We start from the raw sequence: 14,848 nt of genomic DNA on the forward strand, positions 1-14,848 counted from the left end.
CATGAATAATCTCGAGAGATCGGGAGAGGGTTTGCGCACTCTTCCACCACTACAGAACAATACGACAGATATCATTCAGCGTTATACTGTTATTCCTTTTAAGGAAACACATAGTGATGCTGCATGCGTTGCCCGTATTATTGAAATACATCTCCTTAATAAATTAAGAATTGATGGCAAAGAACTTTTTTCATTGACTGGTTTAACTGTTCCTGACTGTGAAGCCACCGCAGAAGAAATTAACACATTGCTTTCTCACTGCGCTGTGTTGTGCCGACGTGAGGAGGAAGAGTTAGCCTTCAGATTACGAGAAGTTAATGAAACAGAACATCTATTTCAACAGGCATCTACTGGCGCTAGCAGCATCGCTGATGCACGAAATGGAAGTAAAAGCCGTGCAGATCGGGCAGATAGAGAGCATCGCTATCAATCTGCATTGACTCGGAAAATGGAGCAGCAAACAAGGCTCAATCATATTAAATCGTTGCCTGGTTTATTAGCCGAAGAAGCCAATTATATCGAAGAGGGAATAAACAAGAAATTACTAAATGGGTTCTCTCGTATGGCTCGAATCCCTACAGGTTTTTTAGATGCATTCCGCCAGGCTGAAATAAAAAATGCTGCTGATTTTATTATCAATGCACTGAATGAACTAACGGAAGCTGTAAAGAAAATAATTCAACTATGCACATTTCCTTTAGATAAATATACGGCTAATAACGGTGGGGTTGCCCGAGCTTTAGCATATAGGGATTATTACTGCGCTAATAGTTACTTACTGCGCGCCATTATTAGTGACAGAGACTACGTGGAGTATGTACACGATCACAAAAGTATTTCAGAAAGAAAAAACAAAATCTTCCCTCATTGATTATTATTGGTGGTAAATATGAATGTGTTTACGAAAGCTAAACCGGAAGCGGCTAATCGCTACCACAGGAATCTTACAATTGGAGCAGATTTTAAACTTGATTCCACCCGCCTATTTGCTTTGCCTACGAGAAAAGAAAATAAGTTGCGCGTGTCTTTACTTGAATCTAGCTGGATGATGCAAAATATTACACTACGCGATATTAACGCCCCGTCAGGTAACGCCATAAATATTGGTGCTAGCGAGTTGCATACTGGCAGGGTAGAAGGTGGACGGTTCCGTAAGAAAATGGCAATCAACGGAACTGAGTTCTGGCTTTCTGAAACGGATAGCAATGCCCGAATCAGTTATGCAGAAATGACTGATATTTATAGTCTCGGTCAGAGCGGTGGTTTTGAAGATGCAATGAATGCTTTCTTTAGCCAGGCTTATGCGCTGGATATGCTGCGTATAGGTTTTAATGGCTCGTCAATTGCTGATAACACTGACCCCGAAACTAATAAGAAAGGTGAGGATGTCAATATTGGTTGGCATGCGTTGGCGAAAGATTTTCAGGGGGGCAAGCAGGTCATCTCTGAGCCTGTTAGCCTGGGTGAGTCCGGTACCTGGAAAAACATTGACCAGCTTGCCAACCACCTGATCACAAATATTATCGCCGAACCGTTCAGGGAAGATTCTCGTCTGGTCGTTTTGGTCGGGGCCGAACTAGCTGCGCAGCAACGTCTGAAGTTGTTCAATGTGGCGGATCGGCCAGCTGATATTAACGCTGCACAAATGGCTACCAGTTCAGTCGCCGGTCGTTTTGCCTTTATTCCGCCATTTATGCCAGGTAAACGTCTTGCCGTTACTACGCTTAATAACCTTCATATTTATACACAGGCTGATACGCGTTTTTATCGTGCTGAATTTGATGAGGTTAACTGCGAATACACACATTCCTATCTGCGTTACGAAGGCTATGCACTGGGCGATGCGGGGCTTTATGCCGCTGTGGACGAAAGAGCAGTGACCTTGGTTGACTGACAACGCTCATACAAAAGCCCGCTGCTATTTCGCGGGCTATGAGTGATAGACATTAACCAGTAACGCAAAGCGAACGTGAAGGAAAACCGTGTATGCCAGGCCTATATTTTGTGATCCGCTTTTATCTTTCAGTAATAAATATCTTGCTTCGCTCAAATGACGCGAGCTATAGTTTTAAAGCAGCCGCAAAATCGGTTGCCGGGCGTGGAAACCCGTGTAATCTGAAGGCGACACCAGACGCGCCTTGCGTCTTTTTTTGTGTCTATGTCTTTGCACATCTGTTACTTGCGCAATGGTTTCTTAGCCGTTGTAGCTCTCGCGTAATGGTGGCTCAGGCGGGGCTGACTTCGGTCAGGCCGGTATCCTTCAGAGCCGGTATTTCCACCCCCGTCTGGGCTACCACCAGTGAGCGTGGAAACTCCGGTGGTAGCGTTACCCGCTATCTGAAGGATGTCGCCATAATGACAACTATCCCTGCTTTTTCTTATCCTCAATATTCATTCCTGTTTCTTGCTATTCGCCGTGCTGATTGTCTGGCACAGCCTTGCCGTGTCCGAGTTACTGCATCCGATGAACGTTCTGCCCGCATTATGCTGGCTTCCGAATTTGTACTTTCCTTTGCCGGGCGATTGCCTGTAAACGCGAATGGGGAGGCTAATGCATGAATACGGATCTGATGAAAAACGCTCCTATGACGCTGAGTGAAGAAGGTGAGAACACTTTGCTGCGTGTATCTCTGGCTACTACGTTCGTCTCTGAATTGCTCTCTGGCTCCAGCTATGACGGGAACAGGACTATTTCTGGTGAAGGGGCAGCAGCACTTCTTGCCTGTCTCGCTAATCAGATGGATAGCGTGATCAAACAAAGCAACAGAATGTGTGAAGAGGTGCACCATGATAAACACTAAAACTCTTCATTCTCTGCCGTTTCGTACTGCGCTGTTGAGACGCTACATCGCTGAAGCATTTCTTGAACTCATGATAAAGGTCAACGGGGAACCTGTGTATGTCGAAGACGGTGAGCGTATCCCGCTGACGCCTGATCGTGTGGCCATCAATATTATCTATCACATTGAATCCCCTTTGATTGATTCATTTGGCATTGACGAGGGCAGTTACTTCGCGGCTAAAGCGCTGGAAAAAATGCTAATACCGGGATTTATGGGCGAAAGCATCCGCCTTTCTATAACCGGTGTGACTGAGATGCGCGAAGTTTATCGGGATATTATTTTTGGTGCGCCAGATGGTCAGTTGCCCGAAGGGATGGAACTCATGCAAGCAGTAGGCGGGGAGGATTTATTGTGATTTTAAAACCAGTATCGGCCATTTCTGAAGCGGCACGAGGACGCTGGCCGCAAATTCTTCCCGCGCTGGGTATCACTGTTCCGGCTGGGCGACATCATGGTGCTTGTCCGGCCTGTGGCGGCAAAGATCGTTTTCGTCTTGATGATAAAGAGGGGCGAGGAACATGGTTCTGTAATCAGTGCGGCAACGGTGACGGGCTTGATTTGGTTTGTCTGGTGTCCGGCAAAAGCATTAAACAGGCTTCTTCACTAGTGGCAGGAGTGCTCTCTTTACCCGATGTGGCGTCTGTTTCGCCCCTGCCCGCCAGGAAAGAAGCCCTCCGAACCGATAAAGGTGCACAGCATTATACCAGGCTGCGTGAAAAATGTAGTAATGGTGAGAGTGACTATTTGAGTGGGCGTGGCCTACATGGTCATACGCTGCCCTTATTAACGCATGTGTTTGACGTGGCCGGTATGGCATTCCCGCAAGGATCGATACTGTTACCACTGACAGACGTTGCAGGGAACATCACAGGCGGCCAGCTTATTAGCCCGCAAGGGGATAAAAGTCTTTTGCCTGGAAGCCAGCTGTCAGGTGCATTTATTCATATAGCGGGTAGTGAACAACAGGCTGCGGAGCAGGTTGTTATCACTGAAGGCTATGCGACTGGTCTGGCAGTGGCGGGAGTGACAGAAAGTCTGATTGTTGCCGCTGTTGCTGCCACCAATCTGGTAAAGGTGGCGCAGCAGTTGCGCCAGCGTTGGCCGGATGCGCGAATCATCATAGCCGGTGACAACGATCTGACGGACGGTAAAGAAAACACCGGCAGACTTTGGGCTGAGAAAGCGGCGAAAGCAGTAGACGGCTGGGTAACTCTGCCGCCAACACGGCATAAAGCAGACTGGGATGATTACCGTCAGGAGCATGGCCAGGAGCGAACCCGCGAAGCTTTCAGCGAAGAAATGACACTCCACGGTAAGGGGCGTACCCGCTTACCGCAGGGTTTCCGATTGACCCAGGAATATTTGTGGTACGACAAACTGGTGAATAAATCGGATGGTGATACCGAGATCCGCAATATCAAGATTTGCAGCCCGTTACGTGTGACGGCTATCACTTGCGATGCAGATGGTAGTAATTATGGCCGCTTACTGGAATGGGAAGATACCTACGGCAACAGTCGTAAATGGGCGATGCCAATGGAAATGCTGGGCGGCAGTGGTGAAGAGTTGCGCCGGGTGTTACTGGTAAATGGTTTGTCCTATATCAATATCAACGGCCTGGCTCGTGCGCACCTGATGGAATACATCTCTTTGTGTAAGCCTGAAAGAAAAGTCACCTGTGTGAATAAAACCGGCTGGCATGGCGGCGTATATGTTTTACAGGATGAAGTGATTGGTAAGGGTGCGGAGTCGGTGATCCTGCAAACTTCCAGCGTGCAAGGTCGTGATTTTCGCGTAATGGGTACAAGTGAGGAATGGCGGCAACATGTTAGCCGCTATTGTGTCGGAAATGCCCGCGTGGCGTTTGCGGTCAGTCTGGCTTTCGCTGCGCCATTACTGCGCATCGTAGGCGTTAGTGGCGGTGGGTATCACCTAAAGGGCGAATCCACAGACGGTAAGACCACCACTATGAAAGTATCCGCTTCAGTTTGTGGCGGAACCGATTTCTGGCATACCTGGCGAGCAACCGGCAACGCGTTGGAAGGAACGGCAAGCCGCCGCAACGATGCCACGTTAATGCTGGATGAGATCCGGGAAGTGGATGGACGCGAGGCCGGGAATATCGCTTACATGCTGGCTAATGGCCAGGGCAAGGCAAGGGCGCGTACTGATGGTTCAGTGCGTGAGACAAACCGCTGGAACCTGCTATTTCTGTCTACTGGTGAGTTGTCTCTGGTTGAGCATGCCGCGAATGCCGGAGAGCGAACCTATGCCGGTGTGGAAGTCAGGATGATTCAGATCCCCAGCGACTCAGGCAAATACGGCGTGTTTGAAGAATTGCATGGTTTCAGTGGCGGTAAAACATTATCTGAACATCTCGAACAGGCTGTAACGCAATATCACGGTGCGCCGTTCCGTGATTGGCTACATCACCTCACGCAGGACTTAACCGGTATCACTGGTGAAGCAAAAGCCATGCTGAAGGATTTCACCCGCCGAATGACTCCCGCAGATGCAGGAAATCAGGTAGGACGGGCAGTTACTCGCTTTGCTCTGGTTGCAATGGCTGGTGAATTGGCAACCCGCGCTGGTATCACCGGCTGGCAGCCTGGGGAAGCCTATCAGGCAGCAGAAAGGTGCCTGGCATCATGGATGGCAGATCGTGGCCATTCTGCCAATCAGGAAGATAGTGCAGCAATGGAGCAAGTTCGTGATTTTATGACCCGCAATCAGTTCAGCCGCTTTGCTGATTGGCATGACGAAAAGAACCGACCTGTAGCCATGATGGGCTTTCGAAAGGTGGATAGAGGAACAAACAACACTGAGGCGGTGACAACCTTCTATGTGCTGCCTTCTGGTTGGAAAGAAATCTGTAAAGGTTTTGATGCCCGTAAAGTTGCCAGACTATGTGTTAGTGCGGGCTGGCTGGAACCGGGGAAGGATGGACGAACCCAAATTAGCCTTCGCCTGCCAGAAATAGGCCTTAAGCGTGTATATCACTTCAATACCAACGTTCTGGGTGAATCAGATGAAGAATAACTTCGCGTGAGTCTTATTTTTCTGAGGTAACACAGGTAACAGAGGTAACAATCATAAGTCATGCGGGTTGTAGCTGTTACCAGTCAGAAATATTAACTGGTAACACTGGTAACAAAATCATGCCGTTACCAGTTGTTACCGTACAAAAAATTGTATTGGTAACATTTTTTCTCTTTATAAATCATTGATGTTGCCAGTGTTACCGCTGTTACCTTACCAGAATAAGAGAGATAAAGTTAAAGTAGCCGTCCGTTAAGGCTTTATTCTTGGCGGGCGGTTCTGTCCAATAAAGAGGAGCCAGCAATATGCGAGTTATGCGTATATATTGCCCGGAATGCGACGAAGTTGCTGTTATCAAGAAAACTAATCGTAAGCATGCGCATATTTCAGACGTTTACTGCGCATGCAGCAATGTGGAATGTGGTCATACATTTGTGATGAATATGACGTTTTCACACACGTTAAGCCCCAGCGCAATATCGCACGGTCATTTGATAAAAGAGTTAATAGGCAGTATTGCTGAGGATAAACGTCAGGAAATGATTGATATGCTTCGAATGGTGCAGAATGATGATAGCAAGGCACAAATAAACGAAAAACCAACAGGTCAACCTTCTCCATCCCGTTACAGGCGTGGCGGGTAGAGATGATAAAACATTTGTAAAGCATAAGATAAATTAAAATCATTTGCAGGGGTAGGTATGTTTATTAATCGCCAAATAATAAAAATTGATATTTACAAAGATCGCAAAGTCATAGAGCTTCATGGGGTGTTAATTGACGATGCGCTTAAGATTATTAAATTAATTGAAGGTGTTGAAACCAGTAAATTCTTTGCCTCTCCGGTTTCCGAAAACAACAAATGTAACTTATAGATTAAATATTATAGATGGAGCCATCTTTAATATAGAAGGTGGCTTCTTTATTTATCTCTTGTCACCTCAATCAGTATATGTTTTTTGTTTTCTTGTCGCATTCCGCGAGTAACGCTAGCCATAGTTACTTAGCTGCTACTTTATGCAATAAATTGCAATTCTCAAATTTATAGCAGTTGCCGTACAATCCGCGCCACGTCTGAGGTTTGCTATGTTTCATGCATTCACGCCTACCTCCATATTTGAATTACCGCATTGACATAAAGGTGATAAATTTCTGTATTAACAGAGTGTTATTAATTCTCCTCGCTAAGTGCCACGGCATTGATTTTGCAAAATATTGCAATTGTTTGCACATTGTGCAAAACCAGATGTGCCTCTGAACCCCGCGGCTACTGTGGGCTGATGGGTAAGTTTGCGTACCTGTTGTTTTGCAAAAAAATTAGGATCTGAATAGTGCAGGTGGGTGCGGTGTAGCGCCGTTTACGTGGCGTTTGTGATTACGTCAGTGGATTTTGGTAGTCCCGTAAGCGGATGCGGTATAGTGCTGATTTTGTCAATTACCCTAGTATTTCTCGGCTATGATATCGAGCGTAGTTGCTGTGTTTGAATGCGGACAATGAGCGACAAAGGCATGTACTCCCAAAATAAGAAGTCAGGGACGCATAAGAATTTAAGCTTTTCTATATGCAATGCTTTGAAAAAAATTAATCTCAAAAAATTGATTTATATGCAATTTTTTCTTAAAAAAAAATGATAGTGTTGATGTTGCACACTATGTTAAGGGATTTTTATAGGAGTCTATATGCGCTTTTCGGAATTTTTTAATCTCAATCGCTCACAGGCACATCTCGATTTCGTTGATATACCGCTTGACACTGACTTACCTGTTTTTCTTGATCCCGGAGCTATAAAGTCTCTTGATTCAATATGGGGACATGAGTTAATTGCACATTTGCAGAGTTTTTTTGAGAAAGTCCTAAAATTAATTAAGGCTGGAAAAAACAATGAAGCACAACGCCTTTTGGCATCATTAAATGAAAGAAATGAATTTCATTTAGGCTATTCGTCGGGTAGATCCCGTGGGCACGGTTTTGGCGCTGGTTCTGCACACTCAGTTTGGAATGCTCTAACTCAGAGTAAAGCGGTATCAAGTGGACTCTTAAAAGATCTAGAGGATACGGCATTATTGATATCAGGAATTGGAACTGACATGATTTCTGATGCAGTGAGCAATATATTAAGAGGACCATTAATTAAATACACTCAAGAAATGTGTGAATATTATGGCATCCCTTTAACTCCTGATATTGACTCAGGACCCATTTGGGATCCACACAAAGGAGAGTGGTATAATATATTTGTTTCTTTGCCAATGACCAAATTTGGCAAAATAATATTAGTTCCTAAAATTTTAGTAAGACATAGATTGTGTCTACAATATGACGAGTTCTACACACATTATTTACTGCCAGAAATGCAAGAAGAACATTTAAGAAACAATTCATCACTAATTGAAGTATTAAAAGATGGTACGAGGCGCGTTACTAAAAAAAGTTTGAAAGATAAGTATGGGAAAGATAAGCCTTCTGTCATAAATCAAACCTTGAAACGACCTGATGTATTCGAAGATTATAAAAAACATAAGGAAAGAAATCCTTCTGCTCCGTTATCTCATGAAATATTCAATGAGTTAGAAGCAATTAATGAAAAGGTGGATGTTACACCGCTTTTAAGTAAGTTAAAGTCCATAAAAACAGGAGCTAAACAAGCTGGGGAGTATGAGAATCTGATTGAGGAGTTATTTTCATTAATTTTCTATCCATCATTGTGCTTCCCAACGAAGCAACATGAAATTCATCAAGGTCGAAAACGAATAGATATCACTTATGTTAATGAAGCTAAATATGGTTTCTTTCATTGGCTTTTGCAACATTATACGTGCCCTAAAATTTATGTGGAATGTAAAAATTACACATCTGATGTGTCTAACCCTGAATTAGACCAAATCGCTGGTAGATTTTCTCGAAATAGAGGGAATGTAGGAATATTAGTCTGTAGAAAAATTCGAGACAAAAAATTATTTAGGCAACGATGTCTAGATACTGCAAACGATGGAAGAGGATTTATACTTTCTATCGATGATGATGATCTTGAAGTTCTATGTAAAGAATATATGGATGGTGGAAATCAAAATTTTCATTCGTTAAGAAAGCTGTGGAATTTTCTAATTGATTAGTGACCCCAATAGATAAAATGGTTGGTGCATGTCACATTCCATTTTATTAACTAAAATTATAGAAAAGAGTTTTTTTGCTTCAGTTATCGAAGTTCTAGACACTACTTTTAAAAGTCACTTTCGTTTTATCGATGTAAGAGTACATACCTTTTGTTACTCTTTTCCAAAATGGCGAATTTAAGGCGTAAACGTACGGAGATGGTATGGCGAGCAAAGCAGTTTTAGTAAATTTAGATGCAATGATAAAACGTGCTGATTTTGCAACTGAGGTGGAAGATGAAACCACTTTTGATACGATCAACAGCATTTCTGTCAGGGATCTGAATGATTTCACGGCTATTTTAAGAAAACCTGATTTCCAGAGAGAAACCAACCATTGGTCTCCAAATCAAGTTGTTTCCATGCTTGAAAGCTATGTTACAGGTGATTTAATTCCAGCTGTTATTTTATGGAAAAGTTCCTATATTTTCGTGATTGATGGTGGTCATAGATTAAGCGTACTAAAAGCTTGGATTGAAGATGATTATGGTGATGGCCCTCTTTCTATAAAATATTTCGGTTCGGAGATTTCAAAGGAACAAAGAAATATTGCAGAGAAAACTCGTCGTTTGATTAATGAGCGTATTGGTAGTTGGGCTCATTTTAAGCAAAGGTTATCAGATGAGGATATTTCATCAGCAGAAAGGAATAAGATTACTAATATTTTAACAAGGGGTTTGACTATTCAGTGGGTAAAAGGAAATGCTGATAAGGCTGAAAGTTCATTTTTTAATATTAATATGCAAGGGACTCCTCTGGATGAGGTTGAAGAGCTATTACTTAAAAACAGACATAAGCCGACATCTATTTCCGCTCGAGCAGTTATTAGAGCTGGAAAAGGGCATCGTTATTGGTCGGCGTTTAGTAAAGAATATTCAGATAAAATAGAGCAAGAGGCCTACAAACTGCACTCTATACTTTTTGATCCTGATTTAAATACCCCAGTAAAAACTTTAGATTTACCTTTAGGTGGAGCTAGAGGTGTTCGAGTAGCTATACAATTATTGATTGACTTTATCCTAATAGCAAATAGAGATAATCAAGGGCAACCTAAGACACTTGATGGCCAAGATGATGACGAACTTGGTTCAAAGACTGTTGAATCGTTAAAGAATGCAATTGATCTGGCGGATAGAATTACAGGTAATGGTAATGGTAGCTTAGGTTTGCATCCAGCGGTCTATTTCTATGGGCCAACTGGAAGGCATACTGGCCCAATGTTTTTGGGAACAGCATTCCTGATAGCACAGAAGATGAAAAATAATGATAAAGAATTTTTTAAAAAATTCACATCAATTAGATCTCAATTGGAAAATATCTTAGTGAAAGATAAAGAATTGATTTCTATGATTATCCAAAAGAATAGCAATCGTACGAGAGATATTAAATATAAAGAGTTCTTAGATGATTTAATTAAAGTGCTTCTATTAGGTAATGAAGTTAGTGAGAGTGATTTGATAAATTTAGCAGGTTTGCAAGGTAAATTAGTTGCTGGTAATGTAAATTCAAGTGGAAAGAAATTTTCAGATGATCAAAAGAGTAAGGTTTTTATTAATGCAGCTCTTTATTCATCAATCAGATGTTCTATTTGTAATGGCTATTTAGATTCTGCAAAATCTATTTCTTATGATCACATTACGAGAGTCAGAGATGGAGGTGTAGGTACTGGTGAAAACTGCCAGTTAACCCATCCATATTGTAATCAATCTGTAAAAAATTAAATTTTCAGAGCACTTCGAATGGTACTCTAATTTGATAAATTGTTAGAGTACCATTGCATCATTTCTTTTCTACATTCTAAATATTGCGCATGATTATAAGTACCCCTAATAGAATTCTTATCAACATGTGCTAGTTGCATTTCAATCCATGCGCTTTCGAAACCATGCTCATGTAGTATGGTGCTCATTGTATGCCTGAAGCCATGTCCTGTTAATCGCCCATGGTAACCCAACATTTTAATAACTTTATTAATGCTAGCTTCGCTCATTGGTTTTCTTACGTCATTTCTGCCCGGAAAAACCAAGTTATATTTTCCAGTAATCACATTCAGTTTTTTCAGAATACTGATTGCCTGAGTTGAAAGAGGCACTAAATGAGAACGGCGCTTTTTCATACGTTCTTTTGGAATTTCCCATAGAGCATTTTCAAGATCAAACTCTACCCATTCAGCAGCGCGCAATTCGATAGTTCTTACGCCGGTCAACATCAGCAGTTGCGTGGCGTACTTTGTCACTAAACTACCCTGATAATTTTCCAAAGCTTGGACGAAAGCTGGTAATTCGCTTTCTGCAAGGAACGGGAAATGATTTGTTTGAGGCTTATTAAGGGCTATAGCCAAATCAGGGGCAAAGTTATACTTAGCACGTCCAGTGGCTACAGCGTATCTAAATACTTCTCCACAGCGACGACGAACTTTACTAGTTTGCTCAAGTGCACCACGTTTCTCTATCTTCTGAAGCACAGTTAGCAGTTCTAGAGGTTCAATTTGTTCAATGGGACGTTGGCCGATAAAAGGGAAAATATCTTTCTCTAAGCAGTTCAATACTTCTTTAGCGTAACCATCTGACCAGGTCGTTGTTTTAGATAAATGCCACTCACGGGCAACTGCTTCAAAGTTATTGTCATGAGCGAAGCGTAAAGCGATTTTGTCAGCTTTCCGTGCTTCGCTCGGGTTGATCCCTTTGGCCAACATCGAACGGGCATCATCACGCTTTTTTCTGGCTTCTGCTAACGACACTTCTCCATAGATGCCAAATGAGATCATCTTAGGTTTACCTGCGAAGCGATAACGGAAACGCCATCCTTTCCCACCAGTTGTATCAATGAGCAGTGATAAGCCCGCGCCATCATTAAGCGTGTAGGGTTTATCTTGTGGTTTAGCACGTTTGATTTGCAGGTCTGATAGCAGCATATGTATAGAAAAAAGATCGAACCAAGTTACACACAATCTTATACGCAACTGTGTATAGATTCCATTAGATTATCTTGGACTGCTTGAGAAGGTGTGATGGTAAAATGCGATTGATATTATTGAATTTTTAGACTTTTTTGAACTGTTCTGGAAGGATAAATGGTGTCCCCTGCAGGAATCGAACCTGCAACTAGCCCTTAGGAGGGGCTTGTTATATCCATTTAACTAAGAGGACCTAATGCCCGTCATACTTCAAATTGTGGGGGTGTTGGCTGCATTCACAAATTCCAGTCACTTACTCAAGTAAGCTCCTGGAGATTTGTTCTTTTGCCGTCTACCCACAATTCGAACTATTTAGGGCATTGCGCGGCACAGTATACCCGCTTTTAGGTCTGAGTTAAGGGGCAGGTCTGCTGATCGCCTGAAACGTAACCATTTTTATGTGCGTCGCGCCTGCTTTTTGTCTTCGCCACCTTCTTTGCCGTCTTCCACTTCCTGTTTGCGCTTTGCTTTAGCCTTCGCCTCGGCTTTCTTCTTGTTGCTCATATCGTTACGGATTTGCGCGTGGCTAATCAGTGCGAAGATAAACGTGCCGCCGCAGATGTTGCCTGCGAGCGTTGGCAGGGCGAAAGGCCAGAAGAATTCGCTCCAGTGGATGGTGCCGTTAAAGACCAGGTACAGAATTTCCACCGAGCCGACCACGATATGGGTTAAATCCCCGAGCGCGACCAGCCAGGTCATGATGATAATCACCACGATTTTTGCCGAGCCTGCCGACGGGAACATCCACACCATGGTGGCGATTATCCAGCCGGAAATAATCGCGTTGGCGAACATCTCACCCGGCGTGTTATGCATCACGTCCATACCGATAGAAACGAAAGCGTCCCGGGTTTCCTCGTCAAATATCGGCATATATTCAAACGCATAAGCCGCAAGTCCGGTGCCGATAATATTGCCCAGTAAAACCATACCCCACAGCCGCATTAATAACAGGAAGTTGCTGCCGGTCGGTTTATGCATCACGGGCAATACGGCGGTGACGGTATTTTCAGTAAACAGTTGCTGGCGCGCCATAATCACGATGATAAAGCCGAAGGTGTAGCCGAGGTTTTCGAGTAAGAAACTGCCCGGCACGCCTTCCAGATTGACGTGAAATATCCCTTTCGCCAGCAGCGATGCGCCCATAGATAACCCGGCGGCGACGGCTGACCAAAACAGCGCCATCGCATCGCGTTCCAGCTCTTTTTCACCGTCCTGGCGAATGTGTTCGTGGATAGCCATGGCCCGCGATGGCAACTGTTCCTCATCGACCTCTATCTTTTCCCCGTGATCTTTTTCGTCACTTTCGACCTCAATTTCATCGGTGGATTTATCAATTTTCTCTTCTTTAACTTCACCCATTTTTAAGGTCACTCACCAGTTAGCAATACTTCTAAGCGTAGCGGCTTTTAGCTCGCTTCCACGAGATACAGACTAATTCGACTTAATTTTGATCTCGTGTCCGATGATTACCTCTTTTGGAGTACCGCTGCGGCGCGAGCCCGACTGGAGCAAAGCCTATGATGTGTTATGATTTTGCATCCCGAGACAAGGAGTGGCTCCTCAAAATGCTTGATGCGATTAACCTGACCTGCGTACGCGACGACCGCACGTTATTTAGCGAGCTATCGTTCAGCGTTTTGCCGGGCGAAATGGTGCAAATCGCCGGCAAAAATGGCGCAGGGAAAACGTCGCTGCTACGAATTTTGGCAGGGCTTGCGCAAGCAGAAGAGGGCGAAGTTAAATGGCAGGGCGAAGCGTTATCCCGCATTCGTTATCAATATCATCAGGATCTGCTGTGGCTTGGGCATCAGCCTGGAATTAAAACGGTTCTAACCGCATTCGAAAATCTGAGTTTTTATCACGCGCAAAGTGCGGAATCACTACGTTGGCAAGCGCTTACTGAAGTGGGTTTGCTGGGCTTTGAAGATGTGCCGGTCAATCAACTGTCTGCCGGGCAACAACGTCGTGTGGCCCTCGCGCGTTTGTGGTTAAGCCCGCATAAAATCTGGATTCTGGATGAGCCATTTACCGCCATCGATGTGACGGGCGTTGCAAAACTCACACGAAAGCTTGAACACCATGCCGAAAATGGCGGAATGGTGATCCTCACTACCCATCAGCCGCTGGCAGCCAATAATGTTCGTCAAATTCATTTGCAGGAGAAACTGGCATGATGCGCCGAATTTTTCTGCATGAGCTGCGCGTGGTGTTCCGCAAAGGGGCAGAAATCGCCAATCCTTTATGGTTTTTTCTTATCGTTATCACGCTGTTTCCACTGGGAATTGGCCCGGAGCCGCAGTTACTGGCGCGTATTGCACCGGGTGTGATTTGGGTGGCGGCGCTATTAGCGTCGTTACTGGCGATGGACAGACTGTTTCGCGATGACTTCCAGGATGGCTCCCTTGAGCAACTGATGCTGTTGCCTATTCCTTTGCCGATGGTGGTGTTAGCGAAAGTGACCGCTCACTGGGTGGTGACAGGTTTACCCCTGCTAATTCTTTCGCCGCTCGCCGCTTTGCTGTTAGGAATGGATTTTTACGGCTGGCAGGTGATGGCGCTCACGCTGCTTATCGGGACGCCGACATTGAGTTTTCTGGGTGCTCCGGGCGTGGGGCTAACGGTGGGTTTACGGCGTAGCGGTGTGCTGCTGAGTTTACTGGTCTTGCCGTTGACTATCCCGCTGCTGATTTTTGCCACCGCTGCGATGGACGCCGCATCAATGCATCTTCCGGTGGATGGTTATATGGCGATTCTTGGCGCGTTGCTTGCGGGCAGCGCGACGCTAAGCCCGTTCGCTACGGCGGCGGCGCTGCGAGTGAGTATTCAATAATTAAAAAATGTCGGATGGCGCGTT

At 44.4% G+C, this 14,848-nt stretch carries 14 protein-coding genes and 1 tRNA gene; 12 read left to right on the forward strand and 3 right to left on the reverse strand.

What is annotated here, in order from left to right:
• The first annotated feature begins 1 nt into the window (after position 1).
• The 10 genes from M2371_RS00920 to M2371_RS00965 all read left to right on the forward strand — a co-directional run bounded on the left by M2371_RS00920 (position 2) and on the right by M2371_RS00965 (position 10,756).
• Positions 2-871: a hypothetical protein gene (locus tag M2371_RS00920; protein WP_259266656.1), complete on the forward strand. Its 870-nt coding sequence runs from the start codon at positions 2-4 to the stop codon at positions 869-871.
• 18 nt (positions 872-889) lie between these two features.
• Positions 890-1,894: a phage major capsid protein, P2 family gene (locus M2371_RS00925; RefSeq protein WP_259266657.1), complete on the forward strand. Its 1,005-nt coding sequence runs from the start codon at positions 890-892 to the stop codon at positions 1,892-1,894.
• 92 nt (positions 1,895-1,986) lie between these two features.
• On the forward strand, positions 1,987-2,559 hold the full coding sequence (locus M2371_RS00930) for a host cell division inhibitor Icd-like protein (protein ID WP_259266658.1): 573 nt from the start codon (positions 1,987-1,989) through the stop codon (positions 2,557-2,559).
• An 11-nt stretch (positions 2,560-2,570) separates the two neighbouring features.
• The gene (locus M2371_RS00935; protein WP_259266659.1) at positions 2,571-2,801 is read left to right on the forward strand and encodes a hypothetical protein; all 231 of its coding nucleotides are present in this window, start codon (positions 2,571-2,573) and stop codon (positions 2,799-2,801) included.
• The gene (locus M2371_RS00940) at positions 2,788-3,198 is read left to right on the forward strand and encodes a hypothetical protein (RefSeq protein WP_259266660.1); all 411 of its coding nucleotides are present in this window, start codon (positions 2,788-2,790) and stop codon (positions 3,196-3,198) included. The genes M2371_RS00935 and M2371_RS00940 overlap by 14 nt, the downstream gene beginning before the upstream one ends.
• The gene (locus M2371_RS00945) at positions 3,195-5,882 is read left to right on the forward strand and encodes a DUF927 domain-containing protein (protein WP_259266661.1); all 2,688 of its coding nucleotides are present in this window, start codon (positions 3,195-3,197) and stop codon (positions 5,880-5,882) included. The genes M2371_RS00940 and M2371_RS00945 overlap by 4 nt, the downstream gene beginning before the upstream one ends.
• Before the next feature lie 305 nt (positions 5,883-6,187).
• A complete protein-coding gene (locus M2371_RS00950) occupies positions 6,188-6,526 on the forward strand; it encodes an ogr/Delta-like zinc finger family protein (RefSeq protein ID WP_259266662.1) in 339 nt (112 codons plus the stop codon).
• 57 nt (positions 6,527-6,583) lie between these two features.
• Positions 6,584-6,757 carry a hypothetical protein gene (locus M2371_RS00955; protein ID WP_259266663.1) on the forward strand — a complete coding sequence of 58 codons (174 nt, stop codon included), beginning with the start codon at positions 6,584-6,586 and terminating at the stop codon, positions 6,755-6,757.
• Positions 6,758-7,562: 805 nt separating this feature from the next.
• Complete coding sequence (locus tag M2371_RS00960; RefSeq protein WP_259266664.1) at positions 7,563-8,996, forward strand: hypothetical protein; 1,434 nt, start codon at positions 7,563-7,565, stop codon at positions 8,994-8,996.
• Positions 8,997-9,199: 203 nt separating this feature from the next.
• On the forward strand, positions 9,200-10,756 hold the full coding sequence (locus tag M2371_RS00965; RefSeq protein WP_259266665.1) for a DUF262 domain-containing protein: 1,557 nt from the start codon (positions 9,200-9,202) through the stop codon (positions 10,754-10,756).
• A gap of 26 nt (positions 10,757-10,782) precedes the next feature.
• On the opposite strand, the gene M2371_RS00970 is transcribed toward M2371_RS00965, so the two are convergent.
• The 3 genes from M2371_RS00970 to M2371_RS00980 all read right to left on the reverse strand — a co-directional run bounded on the left by M2371_RS00970 (position 10,783) and on the right by M2371_RS00980 (position 13,353).
• Positions 10,783-11,949 (reverse strand): phage integrase central domain-containing protein, encoded by a 1,167-nt coding sequence (locus tag M2371_RS00970; protein WP_259267247.1) that lies wholly within the window; start codon positions 11,947-11,949, stop codon positions 10,783-10,785.
• A 160-nt stretch (positions 11,950-12,109) separates the two neighbouring features.
• A tRNA-Arg gene (locus M2371_RS00975) sits at positions 12,110-12,184 on the reverse strand.
• Positions 12,185-12,387: 203 nt separating this feature from the next.
• Positions 12,388-13,353, reverse strand: a complete 966-nt coding sequence (locus tag M2371_RS00980) for a formate/nitrite transporter family protein (protein ID WP_172893545.1) — start codon at positions 13,351-13,353, stop codon at positions 12,388-12,390.
• 206 nt (positions 13,354-13,559) lie between these two features.
• Between M2371_RS00980 and ccmA the strand changes: the two genes are divergently transcribed.
• Together ccmA and ccmB are read left to right on the forward strand one after the other, a co-directional pair.
• On the forward strand, positions 13,560-14,168 hold the full coding sequence (ccmA, locus tag M2371_RS00985) for a cytochrome c biogenesis heme-transporting ATPase CcmA (RefSeq protein ID WP_034497359.1): 609 nt from the start codon (positions 13,560-13,562) through the stop codon (positions 14,166-14,168).
• Complete coding sequence (gene ccmB, locus M2371_RS00990; RefSeq protein WP_034497357.1) at positions 14,165-14,824, forward strand: heme exporter protein CcmB; 660 nt, start codon at positions 14,165-14,167, stop codon at positions 14,822-14,824. The genes ccmA and ccmB overlap by 4 nt, the downstream gene beginning before the upstream one ends.
• Positions 14,825-14,848: the final 24 nt, after the last annotated feature.

Source organism: Buttiauxella sp. BIGb0471, from assembly GCF_024807715.1.
Lineage (GTDB): Bacteria > Pseudomonadota > Gammaproteobacteria > Enterobacterales > Enterobacteriaceae > Buttiauxella > Buttiauxella agrestis.